The 14,531-nt window shown below is 71.2% G+C and carries 16 protein-coding genes and 1 tRNA gene; 12 read left to right on the top strand and 5 right to left on the bottom strand.

Features of this window, described 5'->3' with window-relative positions:
* Positions 1-51: 51 nt before the first annotated feature.
* The 9 genes from O0235_RS04290 (at position 52) to O0235_RS04250 (ending at position 7,027) form a co-directional block, all read left to right on the top strand.
* Positions 52-1,281, top strand: a complete 1,230-nt coding sequence (locus O0235_RS04290; RefSeq protein ID WP_270057302.1) for a class I SAM-dependent methyltransferase — start codon at positions 52-54, stop codon at positions 1,279-1,281.
* A gap of 87 nt (positions 1,282-1,368) precedes the next feature.
* Positions 1,369-1,908, top strand: a complete 540-nt coding sequence (locus O0235_RS04285; RefSeq protein ID WP_270057301.1) for an HNH endonuclease — start codon at positions 1,369-1,371, stop codon at positions 1,906-1,908.
* A 67-nt stretch (positions 1,909-1,975) separates the two neighbouring features.
* Entirely contained in the window at positions 1,976-3,304 is a 1,329-nt protein-coding gene (locus O0235_RS04280; RefSeq protein WP_270057300.1) for an acetyl-CoA hydrolase/transferase family protein, read from the top strand.
* A gap of 87 nt (positions 3,305-3,391) precedes the next feature.
* Entirely contained in the window at positions 3,392-4,294 is a 903-nt protein-coding gene (locus tag O0235_RS04275; RefSeq protein ID WP_270057299.1) for a crotonase/enoyl-CoA hydratase family protein, read from the top strand.
* A 31-nt stretch (positions 4,295-4,325) separates the two neighbouring features.
* Positions 4,326-4,553 carry a hypothetical protein gene (locus O0235_RS04270; protein WP_270057298.1) on the top strand — a complete coding sequence of 76 codons (228 nt, stop codon included), beginning with the start codon at positions 4,326-4,328 and terminating at the stop codon, positions 4,551-4,553.
* Positions 4,550-5,134, top strand: a complete 585-nt coding sequence (locus tag O0235_RS04265) for an SDR family oxidoreductase (RefSeq protein WP_270057297.1) — start codon at positions 4,550-4,552, stop codon at positions 5,132-5,134. The genes O0235_RS04270 and O0235_RS04265 overlap by 4 nt, the downstream gene beginning before the upstream one ends.
* A 203-nt stretch (positions 5,135-5,337) precedes the next feature.
* Complete coding sequence (locus O0235_RS04260; protein ID WP_270057296.1) at positions 5,338-5,568, top strand: hypothetical protein; 231 nt, start codon at positions 5,338-5,340, stop codon at positions 5,566-5,568.
* Between the two features lie 18 nt (positions 5,569-5,586).
* Positions 5,587-5,970 (top strand): DUF2089 domain-containing protein, encoded by a 384-nt coding sequence (locus O0235_RS04255; RefSeq protein ID WP_270057295.1) that lies wholly within the window; start codon positions 5,587-5,589, stop codon positions 5,968-5,970.
* Entirely contained in the window at positions 5,963-7,027 is a 1,065-nt protein-coding gene (locus tag O0235_RS04250; RefSeq protein WP_270057294.1) for an SHOCT-like domain-containing protein, read from the top strand. The genes O0235_RS04255 and O0235_RS04250 overlap by 8 nt, the downstream gene beginning before the upstream one ends.
* Positions 7,028-7,036: 9 nt before the next feature.
* Here the strand turns inward: O0235_RS04250 and O0235_RS04245 are convergent, their stop codons facing one another.
* Positions 7,037-8,335 carry an acetyl-CoA hydrolase/transferase family protein gene (locus O0235_RS04245; protein WP_270057293.1) on the bottom strand — a complete coding sequence of 433 codons (1,299 nt, stop codon included), beginning with the start codon at positions 8,333-8,335 and terminating at the stop codon, positions 7,037-7,039.
* A 95-nt stretch (positions 8,336-8,430) separates the two neighbouring features.
* On the opposite strand from O0235_RS04245, the gene O0235_RS04240 reads away from it, so the two are divergent.
* Positions 8,431-9,843 (top strand): cryptochrome/photolyase family protein, encoded by a 1,413-nt coding sequence (locus tag O0235_RS04240; RefSeq protein WP_270057292.1) that lies wholly within the window; start codon positions 8,431-8,433, stop codon positions 9,841-9,843.
* On the opposite strand, the gene mgtE is transcribed toward O0235_RS04240, so the two are convergent.
* Positions 9,824-11,176: a magnesium transporter gene (gene mgtE, locus O0235_RS04235; protein WP_270057291.1), complete on the bottom strand. Its 1,353-nt coding sequence runs from the start codon at positions 11,174-11,176 to the stop codon at positions 9,824-9,826. The genes O0235_RS04240 and mgtE overlap by 20 nt on opposite strands.
* A 177-nt stretch (positions 11,177-11,353) precedes the next feature.
* Between mgtE and O0235_RS04230 the strand changes: the two genes are divergently transcribed.
* Positions 11,354-12,397 (top strand): DUF8740 domain-containing protein, encoded by a 1,044-nt coding sequence (locus O0235_RS04230; protein WP_270057290.1) that lies wholly within the window; start codon positions 11,354-11,356, stop codon positions 12,395-12,397.
* Positions 12,394-12,693: a hypothetical protein gene (locus O0235_RS04225; RefSeq protein WP_270057289.1), complete on the top strand. Its 300-nt coding sequence runs from the start codon at positions 12,394-12,396 to the stop codon at positions 12,691-12,693. The genes O0235_RS04230 and O0235_RS04225 overlap by 4 nt, the downstream gene beginning before the upstream one ends.
* 99 nt (positions 12,694-12,792) lie before the next feature.
* Here the strand turns inward: O0235_RS04225 and O0235_RS04220 are convergent, their stop codons facing one another.
* The 3 genes from O0235_RS04220 to phoU form a co-directional block, all read right to left on the bottom strand.
* Positions 12,793-13,659 carry a class I SAM-dependent methyltransferase gene (locus O0235_RS04220; protein WP_270057288.1) on the bottom strand — a complete coding sequence of 289 codons (867 nt, stop codon included), beginning with the start codon at positions 13,657-13,659 and terminating at the stop codon, positions 12,793-12,795.
* A gap of 54 nt (positions 13,660-13,713) precedes the next feature.
* Positions 13,714-13,789: transfer RNA gene (locus O0235_RS04215), tRNA-His, on the bottom strand.
* Positions 13,790-13,850: 61 nt separating this feature from the next.
* Positions 13,851-14,516, bottom strand: coding sequence for a phosphate signaling complex protein PhoU (phoU, locus tag O0235_RS04210; RefSeq protein WP_270057287.1), 666 nt, complete (start codon positions 14,514-14,516; stop codon positions 13,851-13,853).
* Positions 14,517-14,531: the final 15 nt, after the last annotated feature.

Genomic DNA, 14,531 nt, shown 5'->3' with positions numbered 1-14,531 from the left:
GCCTACCCTCCCTTGGACGCCGCGGCTCCCTTCCGGCAGAATGCAAAGTCCATGCAGCCGCCGCCGGTTTCCGAGCGCGACCCGGAGTCGCTCAAGCGCTACCTGCTCAGCTTCCGCTGGCCCTTCCGCAACGAAGAGGTCCACCACATCCTCGTCAACGGCGGCCTCCCGCTCTGGCGGCAGGTGCTCCGCTTCGTGCCGAACCCGAAGGAGCGCGGCAAGGCGCTCGAACTCGGCAGCCCGCCCTTCCACATCACCCTCCTCCTCCAGCGCTTCCGCAACTACGACCTCTCCCTCACCGGCTACGCCGCGGACGGCCGCCCCGAAATCCGGCAAACGCTCGAAAGCCCCGAGTTTGGCGAGACCTACGACTTCGTCTGCACCTGCTTCAACGCCGAGGCCGATACCTTCCCCTACCCCGACGCCACCTTCGACCTCGTCACCTGGTGCGAGGTCATCGAACACCTGACCGAAAACCCGGTCCACACCCTCGCCGAGATTCACCGCGTCCTCAAGCCCGGGGGCGCGCTCGTCATCTCCACGCCGAACGCCTCCCGCGCCGACTCGATCGCGAACTTCCTCGCCGGCCGCAACATCTACGACCCGTACCACCTCGGCGCCCCGCTGAAGGGCTCCCGCCACAGCCGCGAATACACCCTCGCCGAGCTCACCGGCCTGCTCGAAGGCTGCGGCTACACCGTCGAACGCGCCGCCGATATCGACATCTACCCCCCGGCGAGCCGCAACCGCCGCATCTTCCGCTGGCTCATGAACGACGTCGTCAGCCGGTTCACGAAGGGGCACTACCGCTACCACCTGTTCGTCCGCGCCCGCAAGACCGATGCCCCCTTCCGCTGGCATTTCCCGCCGGGCCTCTTCGATATGGGCCACCTCGCCTTCTACATGGCCCCGCGCGACCCGGATGTCACCTTCGGCATCAACGAGGTGCCCCACATCGCCATGGGCTGGGGCGACCTCCAGCGCGGACCCGGCGGCCGCGAGTACCGCCGCTCGGGGCAGGTCGGCGATATCTACCTCCTCGCCCGCGAGCCGCGCTCCCGCGCCGTCGTCACCCTCGCCAGCGGCCGCGGCGAAGCCCAGGCCTGGCACGACAACGGCGGCGACCTCGTCCTCCTCGGCTCCACCCGCTTCGATGCCCCGGCCGGCGAATGGACCGACGTCGCCATCCCCCTGTCTGCCGACTTCCAGCCCGGCAACCCCCTCCACATCCGCCTCGACACCGAGGCCGGCGTCGACGTCCACCGCGTCGTTACGACATAACCGCGTCATCCGCGGTTAACACCCCGCAATTGCTGAGCGATCGCGCGCTTTGCTACGATCCTGCAAAGGCAGGCCGGGGGCCCTTCGATGGGGATAGATGGCATCGCCGTCCTGGTCCTGAACCAGAACTACGAGCCGCTCAACGTGTGCTCCGTGCGGCGCGCGATCGTCCTCGTCCTCCGCGGCAAAGCTGAAGTCATCGAATCCGCCCGCACCGTCCTCCACACCGCCCGCGCCACCCTCGCGCTTCCCTCCGTCATCCGCCTCGTCCACATGGTCCGCCGTCCCCGGCCGAAGCTCCGCCTCAGCCGTCGCGAAATCTTCCAGCGCGACGGCTGGCAGTGCGTCTACTGCGGCCGCCAGACGCGCGACCTCACGCTCGACCACGTCATCCCCCGCCACCGGGGCGGTCCGCACACGTGGGAGAACCTCGTCGCCGCCTGCCGCGCCTGCAACCACCGCAAGGCCGGCCGCACCCCCCAGGAGGCCCGCATGGTCCTCCTCCGCGAGCCCGCCCAGCCCCGCGTCAGCATCTACCACACCTTCTTCCCGTATCTCGAAAGCGAAGAAGCCTGGCGCAAGTTCATCCCCGGCTGGCACGACGGCTCCCTCGCTGCCGCTGGCTGAACGCTTAGCAAGGTTTCGCCGGCCTCCGGTATCATCTCCGCCCAAACCCCCGCGGAGGTCGCACCCGGTGAAGCCAACAGCGCCGAACTGGCGCGAAATCGTCGCATCGAAGCTCGTCTCCCCTGAAGAAGCCGTCGCCCTCGTGAAGGACGGCGACTGGGTCTGGACCGGCGGCTGGACCTCCGTCCCGCCCCAGCTCTGCGCTGCCCTCGCCGCCCGCGCCGGCCAGGTCAAGGACGTCACCATCGTCAACTTCCTCTCCCCCTTCAACTGGGACCGGCCCGAAGTCCTCGCCCACTGGAAGGTCATCACCGGCTACTGCAGCCCCTTCGACCGCAAGGCCGCCCGCGAAGGCCGCATCGAGTACGTCCCCGTCTCCCAGTTCCGCGAAGGCAAGATGCCGCCCGGTCTCGACCACATCGACGTCGCCCTCATCCCCATTTCGCCGCCGGATGAGGACGGCTGGTGCTCCTTCGGCTCCGGCGTTTTCTTCGGCCCCACCGTTTCCTCCATCGCCACCACGCTGGTCGGCGAAATCCACGAGAACTTCATCCGCACCGGCGGCGGCAACCGCATCCACATCGACCGCTTCGCCCGCGTCTGCGAATACACCCTCCCGCCCGCGCAGGCCCCCATCCCGCCGCGCACCGAAGAGACCGAACTCGCCGCCAACGTCATCTGCACGCTCGTCGCCAACGAAATCGTCTACGACGGAGCGACGCTCCAGTTCGGCATCGGCGACGTCTCCGCCGCCCTCCCCGTCTTCCTCGAAGAGAAGCACGACCTCGGCGTTCACACCGAGCTCCTCCCCGGCGGCATCCCCGACCTCGTCGAAAAGGGCGTCATCACCGGCAAGCACAAGCCCCACCACGTCGGCAAGGTCGTCGCCAGCGCCCTCGGGCAGGTCCCGCCCGAAGACCTGGCCCGCATCAACGGCAACCCCACCTACGAGCTGTACGACTTCACCCACACCGACGATATCCGCCTCCTCCTCCAGATCGAGAACTTCATCGCCGTCAACAACGCCCTCGCCGTCGACCTCACGGGCAACGTCTCCTCCGAGACGCAGGGGCCGCTCGTCTACTCCGGCACCGGCGGCCAGGCCGTCTTCGCCATTGGCGCCTCGACCGCCGCGGGCGGCTCCGTCATCGTGCTCCCCTCCAGCACCCTCGTCGGCGACACGCGCCACACCCGCATCGTTGCCGGCCACGCGCCCGGCACCGTCGTCACCGTCCACCGCGGGTTCGTCGATTACGTCGTCACCGAACAGGGCATCGCGAAGCTGCGCGGCAAATCGCTCCGCGAGCGCATGGCCGAGCTCATCTCCGTCGCCCACCCGGACTTTCGCGGCGAACTGAAAGCCGAAGCGAACCGCCTCTACGGCATCACCATCTGACGGCCGCCCGGCCGTTCGCGGCGGGCGGGGTTCCGGCCCCGCCCGCCCCTCCGCCCGCGGCTATACTGCCGCCACGGAGGCAGCACCATGAACGACTACCGCACCATCCTCTACGAGGTCGAACGCGGCCGCGCCCGCATCACCCTCAACCGCCCCGAAAAGCTCAACGCCCTCAGCCTCGAACTCCAGCAGGAGCTGCACGACGCCCTCTGGGAAGCCGATAACGACACCCGCGTCCACGCCGTCATCATCCGCGGCGCCGGCCGCGCCTTCTCCGCCGGCTACGACCTCACCCCGCTCGGCAACCGCCGCCCGGCCCCCGAGGGCGACCACTACACCGCCGTCTACCGCGGCGCCCGCACCTTCGACGACGACGCCTGGCAGCTCGAACGCGCCCAGCGGCTCCGCATGGCCATCTTCGACATGCACAAGCCGGTCGTCGCCCAGGTCCACGGCTACTGCCTCGCCGGCGGCACCGACATCGCCTTTCTCTGCGACATCGTCATCGCCGCCGAGGACGCCACCATCGGCTTCCCGCCCGCCCGCGCCATGGGCTCCCTCCCCAACCAGATGTGGGTCTACCACTGCGGCCCCCAGTGGGCGAAGCGCCTCTTCCTCACGGGCGACACCATCACCGGCGCCGAAGCCGCGCAGATCGGCCTCGTCCTCAAAGCCGTCCCCGCCAGCCTCCTCCAGCAGGAAGTCGAAGGCCTCGTCGACCGCATGGCGATGATCGACGCCGAGCTGCTCTCCGCCAACAAGCGCATCGTCAACCTCGCCCTCGAACTCATGGGCGCGCGCACGATGCAGCGGCTCGGGGCCGAAAACGACGCCCGCGCCCACCTCGCGCCGTCCGTCCGCGAATTCGGCCGCATCGCCGCCGAGCAGGGCCTCAAAGCCGCCCTCCACTGGCGCGATGCGAAGTTCGGCGACGGCCGCGCCCGCGTCGACGGCCCGGAAATCCGCGACGAGCACGGCCGCCTCGTCTGACCCCGCGCCGCCCCTGCGCTACCATGGGGCCGTGCAGCCCGATGACGACGACCGCATCCCCCTCGGCCGCGACGCCGCCGGCGACAGCCGCGACCTCGGCCCCGATGAGCGCGACCGCGACCTGATGGACGGCTCCTGGGAGCAGCAGTACTACAGCGGCCAGCTCCGCACGCGCGACTGGAACACCGTCGCCCTCGGCATCGCCATCATCGTGGTGATTGCGCTCGTCCTGCCCATGCTGCTGGTGGCGCTCCGGTGACCCGCGGGCCCGTCGCGCTCTTCGGCCCCGGCGGCGAGCCCCTCCGCAGCGCCGCCCTTGCGCTCGCCGAGGCCGGCCGGCCCATCGGCCTCGCCACGCTCGCGGCCGAGCAGCAGCAGGAGTTCGCCTCCGCCAGCATCGCCAACGAACTCTGGGTGCTGGGCGCCGACCACCTCCACCGCGTCATCGACGCCGCCGAGCCGGCCGCCGCCGGGGCGTACCTCGCCGAGCTCGAGGACCGCTTCGGCCCGCTCGCCGCCTGCGTGCTCGACCCCGGTCCGCTCCCCGCCATCGCCTTCGACGAATGTTCGCTCGACGAATGGCTGGCCGTCGCTCGCCGGCAGCTCGCCGCCGTGCTGGCTGCCGCGCGCGCTGCCATCCCGCTCCTCGAGCGGCGCGGCGGCGGCGCGCTCCTCGTCGTCCGCCACCCCGCACCGCCCGGGGCCGCCGCCGCCGTCCTGGATGCCGCGCTTGGCACCCTCCCCGGCGCCCTCGCCGCCGAATACGCCGGCCGGCCGCTCCACTTCGCCGCCGCCGGCGCCTCCCATCTCCCGGCAGCGCTCCTCGCCGCCCTCGCCTGACCGCCCGCTTGCCCGGTGCTCCCTCCAGCCGCGCCTCGCCGCAGCGGCCGCTCCTGCTGCGCGCCCGGGGGCCCGCCGTCCCGCGCGAATCGCCGAAGACCTCGCTAAAATCAATATCAACCTTGATAATTTCAAGAAGCATATTGACTTTCATCGCGCAAAGGCCGAAGATGCTCCCGGAGCCGCTGCTCCCGAGGAGTCCCATGTTCGAGCTCAGCCACCACTTCATCGCCGCCTACGCCGACCACTACGTCGCCAGCCGCCGCGCCGCCGCCCGGCGCTGGCGGTACGGGCGCCCCGGCCCGCTCCCGGCTATGATCAGCGCCAGCGCTGGCGCGCTCCGCCGGCTCGCCGCCGCCCTCGACGCCTGGGCAGCCGGCAGCCCCCGGGAACTCCCGGACCTGCTCCCCCGCGGGCCGCGCAGCGCCCACTGACCCGGAGCACCACCGCCTATGGCCCGCCTCATCGGCGCCTGCCCCAGCTGCGACAGCCCCATGACCATCCGGCGCCTCGAATGCCCCGAGTGCGGCACCGGCGTCGACGGCCACTTCGATGCCGGCCCCCTCGCCCGCCTCAACCGCGAGCAGCTCGCCTTCGTCGAGACCTTCCTCCGCGCCCGCGGCAAAATCAAAGACGTCGAAGAGGAGCTCGGCATCTCCTACCCCACCGTCGTCGCCCGGCTCAACGACGTCCTCGTCGCCCTCGGCTTCGAAACGGGCGAAGACCCGCGCGACGCCGAGCGCCGCCAGGCCATCCTCGACGACCTCGCCGCCGGCCGGCTCACCGCCGCCGAGGCGGCCGAACAGCTCCGCGCCCTGGCCCTCCGCGATGGCTGAGACATCCCGGGACGCCGACCGGCTGCTCGACGAGGCGCGCCGCGCCCGCGAAGAGGCCGACCGCCTCCGCCGCGAGGCCCGCGCCGAGGCTGCGCGCCTCAAAGCCGAGGCCCGCCGCATGCGCGAAGAAGCCCGCCGCGAGCGGCAGGCAGCGCGCGGCAAATCGTCCCCGCCGCCCGAGGAACCCCCCGCCCGCGTCGAGCTGCCCCTGCCTTCCTTCGAGGGCATCCGCGGCGTCGAAATCGACTGCACCGCCGGCCGGCTCTCCGTGCACACCTGCGCCCCCGGCGAAACCCCGGCCGTCGTCGCCGCTGCCAAGTCGCCCCCGCAAGTCGACATCGAACGCGCCGGCGAAACCCTCCGCATCCAGGTCAAAATCCCCCGCGGCTGGCTCTTCCGCGGCCGCCAGGGCGCCGCCGCCCTCGTCCGGCTTCCCGCCGAGGACTTCCGCTTCCTCCGCATCGCCAACAACTACGGCGAAATCGAAGCCGCCGGCCTCGCCGCCGAGTCCATCCGCGTCAGCACGGGCGCCGGCGCTGTCACCGCCGTCCAGCTCCGCGCCGACCTCGATGTGAGCGTCGGCGCCGGGAAGATCTCCATCCTCTCGCACGACGGCACCGCCTCCGCGCATTCCGGCACCGGCGATATCACCCTCGACCTGGCGGCGGTCCGCCCCGGCGTCTACCGGGTCGACGTCGGACTCGGCCGCGCCGAAGTGCGCCTCCCGCCCGGCGCCGACGTGGAAGTCCGGGCCACCTCCGGCCTCGGCAAATCCCCGGTCGATGTCCCGTCCATCCCCGGCGCGCCCGCGCTCATCAAGGTGAACAGCGGCATCGGCGAAGCCGCCGTCCGCTACCGCGCTCCCGCCGGCGAGCCGACCCCGCCGCCTCCCCGCTCCGCCGCCGCGCCCCGCGCCGCCGGCCGCCGCCGCGAAAGCGAAGAGCTGCGCGTGCTCCAGCTGCTCGAACAGGGCCGCATCACCCCGCAGGAGGCCGCCGACCTCATCGCCGCGCTCCGCGGCGCCCCCCCGCCGCCCGTCGGCGGCCCGCCCTCCTGAGGCCGCCCTTTAGAGACCGGCGATGTGCTCGTGCCGGCCCAGGTAGCCCAGCTCCGTCGCCCGGCGCGCCAGCTCCTCCCGGAATTTCGGGTGCGCAATTTCGATCAGCATCCGCGCCCGCTCCCGGATCGTCCGGCCGTGGAGGTTCCGCGCCCCGTACTCCGTCACCACCCAGTGGACGTCGCCCCGCGTCGTCACCACCCCGCTCGCCGGCGCCAGCTCCGGGCAGATGCGCGAGACCGTGCCGCCCTTCGCCGTCGAGGGCAGCGCGATGATCGGCACCCCGCCCTTCGACCGCGCCGCCCCGCGGATGAAATCCACCTGTCCCCCGATGCCGCTATAGAAGCGCGGCCCGATGGAATCCGCCACCACCTGCCCGGTCAGGTCCACGCTCAGCGCCGAGTTGATCGCCACCATCCGCTCCTGCGACGCGATCACATCGACGTCGTTCGTGTAGTCCACCGGGTGGAACTCCACCTCCGGGTTCCAGTCCACGAAGTCGTACAGCTCCTGGTTCCCGACCGCGAACGCCGAGACGACCTTCCCCGGGTCCCGCGTCTTCCGCGCGCCGTTCACGACGCCGCTGCGGATGAGCGGCAGCAGCGCCTGCGTGAACATCTCCGTGTGCACGCCCAGGTCCCGGTGGTTCGTCAGCTGCCGCAGCACGGCGCTCGGGATCGTCCCGATGCCCATCTGCAGCGTCGAGCCGTCCGCCACGAGCGCCGCCACGTGCCGGCCGATGTCCATCGCCTCCGGGCCCGGCTCCTCCAGCACCACCTGCGGCAGCGGCTCGTCCACCTCGATCGCGAGGTCGATGAAGCTGGCGTCGAGGCTGTGCCCGAAGGTCCGCGGCATCCGGCGGTTGACCTGCGCCACCACCGTCCGCGCGTGGATCGCCGCCGCCATCGCGCAGTCGACCGAAACGCCGAGCGTGCACCGCCCCTCCCGGTCCGGCGGGCTCACCTGGATGAACGCTACGTCCAGCGGCAGCGCGCCGCCGGCCTCGAACTGCCGCGGGATGTCCGAGAGGAAGATCGGCGTGTAGTCCGCCCGCCCCTCCTGCACCGCCTGCCGCACGTTCGGCCCGATGAAGAGCGCGTTGTGCCGGAACCGCCCCTCCATCCCCGGCTCCGCGTACGGCGCCGGCGCATCGGTATGGAGATGGACGATCTCCACATCCCGCAGGTCCTGCCGGATGGCGACCAGCCCCTCCACCAGCACCCGCGGCGTGCAGACCCCGCCGTGGACGTACACCCGGTCGCCGTGCTGCACCGCGCCGACGGCTTCGTCGAGCCGAACGTACCTCATGGGCCACAGGGTGCCCGCATCCCGGTGAACGCCGCAACCGCCATGCGGGCGCGATCACTGCGGCCGTTCGCCCGCGCCTGCCACACTCCGGCGCGATGACCAGCGTCCTCTGGTTCCGGCGCGACCTCCGCCTCCACGACCACCCGGCGCTCGCGGCGGCCATCGAAGCCGGCCCGGTCGCGCCTCTCTTCGTCCTCGACCCGGCCCTCCTCAGCGGCCGCTGGGCCTCGGCCAACCGCACGGCCTTCCTCCTCGCCTCGCTCCAGGAGCTCGATGCCGCCCTCCGCGAGCGCGGCGCCCGCCTCCACGTCCGCATCGGCCGCCCGGCCGACGACGTGCCGCGTTTCGCCCGCGAGGTCGGCGCCGCCGCCGTCTTCGTCTCGCGCGATTACTCGCCCTACGCCCGCCGTCGCGATGCCGCCGTCGCCCGCGCGCTCGCAGGGCAGGGCATCGCCTTTCACGCGCGCCGCGGCACGCTCGTCCACGAGCCGGAGGACGTCCGCGGCGCAGCGGGCCAGCCCCTCACCGTCTTCACGCCCTTCTACCGTGCGTGGAGCGCCCTCCCCCTCCGCGCCCCGCTGCCCGCCCCCGCCGCCATCCCGGCCGCCGGCCACCCTGACCCCGGCGCGCTCCCGCGGTTGGAGGCGCTCGGCCTGCCGCGCCCCGTCGACGCTGTCCTCCCCGCCGGCGAATCAGCCGCCCGCGCCCGTCTCGAACGCTTCCTCGCCGGTCCCGTGTGCGCCTACGCCGACACCCGCGACCGGCTCGACCTCGCCGGCACCTCCCGCCTCAGCCAGGACTTGCGGTTCGGCCTCCTCTCGCCGCTCGAAGTCGTGACCCGCGCCCGCGCCCTCCCCTGCGACACCGCGAAATTCGTCGCCGAGGTCGCCTGGCGCGAGTTCTACCACCACATCCTCTGGCACCACCCCCGCGTCCTGCGCGAACCGTTCCAGCAGGCCTACGCCGCCATTCCCTGGCGCGGCGACCCGGCCGCGTTCGAGGCCTGGGCCGCCGGCCGCACCGGCTACCCCCTCGTCGATGCCGCCATGCGCGAACTCGCCGCCACCGGCTACATGCACAACCGCGCCCGTATGGTCGCCGCCTCCTTCCTCGCGAAGGAACTTCTCCTCGACTGGCGGCTCGGCGAAACGCACTTCATGCGCCATCTCGTCGACGGCGACGTCGCCAACAACGACGGCGGCTGGCAGTGGGCCGCCTCCGTGGGCACCGACCCGCAGCCCTACTTCCGCATCTTCAACCCCGTCCTCCAGTCGAAGAAGTTCGACCCCGGGGGCGTCTACCTCCGCCGCTGGCTGCCCGAACTCCGCCGCGTGCCCGACCGCTACATCCATGAACCCTGGACCATGCCCCCGTCCGTCCAGCAGGCCGCGGGCTGCGTCATCGGCCGCGACTACCCCGCGCCGATCGTCGACCACGCGGCTGCCCGCGTCCGCGCCGTGCACGTGTTCGAACAGGTCCGGAACGCGGCTACGACAGGCGATCGATGAGGATCGTGCCCGTCCCGAGCAGGATGAGGAACCCGAGGATATCGGTGAACGTGGTCAGCCAGATCGCGCCCGCCACCGCCGGGTCGCCGCCGAGCCGCTTGATCGCGAGCGGGATTACCGCCCCGAGCAGCCCGGCGATGATCACGTCGGCAACGAGCGCCCCGAACACCACCGCGCCCAGCCACGGGTTGAACGAGAGCAGCAGGCCCAGCACGGCGGTCGGCACCCCCGCCACGATGCCGTGGATGATGCCGAATGCCAGCTCCTTCCGCAGGACCGTCAGCCAGTCCCCGAGCCGCACCTCGCCGATGGCCAGCCCGCGCACGACGAGCGTCACGACCTGCGTCCCGGTGTTCCCTGCGTGCCCCGCGATGATCGGCATGAACACGGCGAGCGTTGCCGCGCGCGAAATCGTATGTTCGAACGGCGCGACGACGAACGCCGCCAGGAACGCCGTCGCGAGGTTCACCAGCAGCCACGGCACCCGCCGGCGCACCGACTTCATCACCGGCGCCATCACCGATTCTGTCTCGTCGAGGCCGACCATCCGGTACATGTCCTCGGTCGCCTCTTCCTGCAGGACGTCGATGAGGTCGTCGGCCGTCATCACGCCTTCGAGCCGCCCCTCGGCATCCACCACCGGCACGGCCAGCAGGTTGTACTTCTGCAGGATGCGCGCCGCCTCCTCCTGGTCCGCGTCCGTCGTCACGGCGTGGACGTCCCGCTGGGTGATCTCCTTCAGGAGCGTCTTCGGCGATGACACCAGCAGGTCGCGGATCGAAACGACCCCCTGCAGCACCCGGTCGTTGTCGACTACGTACAGGTAGTAGGCCCGGTCCGAGGGTGGCCGCAGCACGCGCAGGTAGTCGATCGCCTGCTGCACCGAAATGTTCTCGTTCAGGGCGACGAACCCGCGCGACATGATGCCGCCTGCCGATTCGTCGCCGTACTGGAGCAGCTCCGCGACCTCTTCGCCGCGGTCCATCTGCGCCAGCGTCTCCGCCTGCTCCTCCGGCTCCAGCTGCTGGATGACGTCGGCGGCGACGTCGTCCTCCGCCTCCTCCAGCACCGCCGGCAGGTCCTTGACGCCGACGCTCTTGATCAGCTCCCGCAGGTCGTCGTCTTCGACGTACTCGAAGAGCTCCGCCACGATGTCCGTCGGCAGGTGGTCGAGCAGCGCGGCGCGCTCCTCCTCCGGGAGCTCGAGGACCAGTTCCGCCAGGTCAGCAGGGTGGAGTGAGGTTACGAGCGCGACGAGCTTCGCCCACTCGCCGCTCGCCGCAAGCGCGCGTGCATCATCGAAAAGCTCCCGGACAGCCACGTCATCGGCCACGGAAGAGTCCTGCGTTGCGGAGGTTCGAGGCACGCGGGTGTGCGCACGTGGCCGAACGTACGCCCGGCCCCCGGAACGGTCAATCGCCGTCCATTAACACGGTGTTTGCCCCCAGTTTGCTCACCTGCTTGATCGGATGATCTATAATCCCCGGGATTTCACCGCGAGGAGGTTCCCGTGCGCCGGAACCGCGTCCTGGCCGCCGCAGCCGCCCTGCTCGGCGCAGCCGCCCTCGTCCCCATCGCTACCGTCCTCGGCGATGACGGCCCCGGCGGCTCCCGCGTCGAATTCGCCACCGCCCTCACGACCAACTTCACCTACCAGGGCCGCCTCACCGACGGCGGCAGCCCGGCCAACGGCGCCTACGACCTCCGCTTCATCCTCTACGACGCCGATACCGGCGGCGCCCAGGTCGGCGCGACCGTCACCCGCGACGACGTCCAGGTGACCAACGGCCTCTTCACCGTCGACCTCGATTTCGGCGCCTCCGTGTTCCAGGGCGATGCCCGCTGGATGGAGATCGCGGTCCGGCCCGGCAGCTCCACGGGCGCCTTCACGGTCCTGTCGCCCCGCCAGCCGGTGAGCCCGGCCCCCTACGCGCTCTTCGCCGCCAGCGCGGGCAGCCTCAAAGTCCCGCTCGCAGTCGGCGGCAACACGGCCGGCGCTCCCTCCACCCCGTCGGGTCTCATCACCGTCAACCAGGCCGGCACGGGCATCGCCATCGCCGGCAACCGCACCACGACCGACCCCGCCGAATACCCCGCCGTCCTTGGCGTCAACGCCGGCGGCGGCGCTGGCGTCCAGGGCGAGGCGACGGCACCGAATGGGGTCGGCGTCCGCGGCTTTGCGACCCAGGGCACGGCGGGCGCCTTCGTCGGCCCGGTCGCCCTCGAGCTCGACGGCGCCCTCAAGGTCTCGGACGACATCGCCTTCGTCCACAACGTCGTCACTAGCGGAACGAGCAAGAACACCTGCACCGGTTCGGATGCAATCACGGTTCTGACGCATCCCCTCCTCGATAACAATCCTGACGCGCTCGTTTTCGTGACGCCCCAATTCCTAGGCTCGCTGCCAACCGACCCGATCGCCGTGAGGGTTGATTACCGGCTTGATTCGACGGCACCCTGCGCCGGCGTAGCGGGCAAGTGGACGATCCGCAGCATCAACGGGGCGGACTTTCCGCCGGGTGCGACGTTCAACGTCCTGGTCATCACGAAATGAGCCGCCGAACCCGCCGCGCCGTCGCGCTCGCTGCTGCCGCCTTCGCCGGCGGGGCGACCATTGCCGCCGTCCTCGGGCAAGTCTCCAGCGGCAGCTACGAACTCTGGTGGCGCACGACCTCCGGCGGCGGCCGCTCCGCCGCCGGCGACTACGAAGTTCGCGCCGCCATCGGCCAGCCGCTCACCGGCCGCTCCACGGGCGGCGACTACGCCGTCGCATCCGGCTTCTACCCCGGTGGCGGCCAGGATCGCTACTTCCGCTTCCTTCCCCAGCTCGCCAAAGACGGCACCAACTGACCACGCCAGCCGTCTGAAGCTCCGCAGGGGCCGCAGCCAGTGGGAGAGGCTGCGGCCCCGGTGCTTTCCATGAGCCGCCCGCCGCCCCGGGGGTGCCCGTCAGCGCTCCACCGGCCACGAAATGACCGACGAGTACCGCCGCACCACCGGCGGAACGGCGAGCCCGCCGCCCGCGCCGCAATGCTTCGCGACCAGTTCGCGGAACCGCTCCAGCTTCGCTTCGTAGCCGGGAATCCCCGGCCGCACGTGGTACATCCACGCGTAGTCGTTCGCGATGTCGCCGGCCGGCCGCGGCTCGAGCGGCACGGGCGGCAGCGGCTCGACCCGCACCCGCCGCCCCATCGCCAGCAGCACCGCGACGATCTCCCGCAGCGCGGGGAGTTCCCGGAACTCGCTGCCCCAGAGCTCCCGCCACAGCCCGGGCAGCGGCGTATTCGGCGCCCGGTCGAACGCTACGACGGCGCAGGTCCGCCGCGTCTGCCGCTCCATCGCCGCGATGAAGGCGCCGACGTCGTCGATCGCGTACAGCACGTTCGCCGCCAGCGAAACGTCGCCCTCCGGCGCCGCGGCGCCGTCGGCCGGCGGCCACGTCAGCTCGACGATCTCGATGTTGTCCCGGCCTGCCTCCCGTGCCGCCTCCGCCAGCTGCGCCCGCATCGACGGCGACGGTTCGATGGCGACCACCCGGGCAACCCGCTCTGCCAGCGGCACCGCGAACCGGCCGCCGCCCGCGCCGATGTCCAGCCACGTATCGCCGGGTTCGGCAAGCTCGAGCAGCAGCCCCAGCTCCGGGAGCGGCGCCCGGCCCGGCCGGAAGCTCGGCGCGCGCGATGCCCAGTAATCGTGGCCCGGCGGCCGCTCGCCTTCGAGGGCGTCGATGTACGCGCGGTTCGCCAGCACCTGCGCGCGGTAGGCCGCCAGCGCGTCCTCGAGCGGCGGCCGCAGCAACCGCTCAGCGCCCGTCACGGGAGCCCTGCCCGGTGTTGAGGCTGGAGATGGAAGCGGGAAGGGGGAAAACGATGGGGCGAGCGGTGGGATTCGAACCCACGATCTTCTGAGCCACAATCAGACGCGTTAACCACTACGCTACGCCCGCCATGGCGCGCCTTCATCCTATCAGCCCGGGGCCGCTTGGCGCCATTCACGTCCCGGGCTCGTCAGTAGCGTGAGACGTTCAGCTCGTCCATGTGCCCGGTGACCGTGTACACCACCCGCTCGCAGATGTTCGTGCACCGGTCCGCGATCCGTTCGATGTTGTGCGCCGTCCAGAGCAGGTAGGTGTTCCGCTGGATGGTCGCCGGGTTCGCCACCATCTGCTGGATGCAGTCCTCGTACACGCTGTCCTGCAGCCGGTCGACCTCATCGTCGGCGTTGCAAATCTGCACGGCGGCGTCGACGTCCATCTCGATGTACGCCTTTAGCGAATCGCGCAGCATCGCAACGGCCCGGTCGGCCATCGCCGGGATGTAGCCCAGCCGCCGCGGCAGCGGCTCCGGCTCCATCATCGTGTTGATCCGGGCGATGCCCTCCGCGTGGTCGGCGATCCGCTCCAGGTCCGTGATGATGTACAGGATGCTCGCCAGCGCACGGAGGTCCGTCGCCATCGGCTGCTGCGAGGCGATGACGAAAATCGCCCGGTCCTCGATTTCGAACCGCTTCTTGTTGATCCGCTGGTCGTCCTCGATGATCCGCCGGGACCACTCCACATCGCCGTCGCGCATCGATTCGAGGGCGTCGAGGATCGCCTTCTCCGCCATCGAGCCGAGCGTCAGCACGTCGTCCTGCAGCTGGCGCAGCTCCGCGTTGAACAGGTCCCGTGTCATCCCCGCGCCCCCTTG

The sequence above is a fragment of the Tepidiforma flava genome (assembly GCF_027594505.1).
Lineage (GTDB): Bacteria > Chloroflexota > Dehalococcoidia > Tepidiformales > Tepidiformaceae > Tepidiforma > Tepidiforma flava.
The sequence above is the reverse complement of the archived record's forward strand: the minus strand, read 5'-3'. Positions and strand labels throughout refer to the sequence as shown.

Bases quoted from the DNA above. Each gene is read 5' to 3' on its own strand.
- O0235_RS04290 (WP_270057302.1), top strand. From the start codon at position 52: ATGCAGCCGCCGCCGGTTTCCGAGCGCGACCCGGAGTCGCTCAAGCGC.
- O0235_RS04285 (WP_270057301.1), top strand. From the start codon at position 1,369: ATGGGGATAGATGGCATCGCCGTCCTGGTCCTGAACCAGAACTACGAG.
- O0235_RS04275 (WP_270057299.1), top strand. From the start codon at position 3,392: ATGAACGACTACCGCACCATCCTCTACGAGGTCGAACGCGGCCGCGCC.
- O0235_RS04260 (WP_270057296.1), top strand. From the start codon at position 5,338: ATGTTCGAGCTCAGCCACCACTTCATCGCCGCCTACGCCGACCACTAC.
- O0235_RS04255 (WP_270057295.1), top strand. From the start codon at position 5,587: ATGGCCCGCCTCATCGGCGCCTGCCCCAGCTGCGACAGCCCCATGACC.
- O0235_RS04250 (WP_270057294.1), top strand. From the start codon at position 5,963: ATGGCTGAGACATCCCGGGACGCCGACCGGCTGCTCGACGAGGCGCGC.
- O0235_RS04245 (WP_270057293.1), bottom strand. From the start codon at position 8,335: ATGAGGTACGTTCGGCTCGACGAAGCCGTCGGCGCGGTGCAGCACGGC.
- O0235_RS04240 (WP_270057292.1), top strand. From the start codon at position 8,431: ATGACCAGCGTCCTCTGGTTCCGGCGCGACCTCCGCCTCCACGACCAC.
- O0235_RS04225 (WP_270057289.1), top strand. From the start codon at position 12,394: ATGAGCCGCCGAACCCGCCGCGCCGTCGCGCTCGCTGCTGCCGCCTTC.
- phoU (WP_270057287.1), bottom strand. From the start codon at position 14,516: ATGACACGGGACCTGTTCAACGCGGAGCTGCGCCAGCTGCAGGACGAC.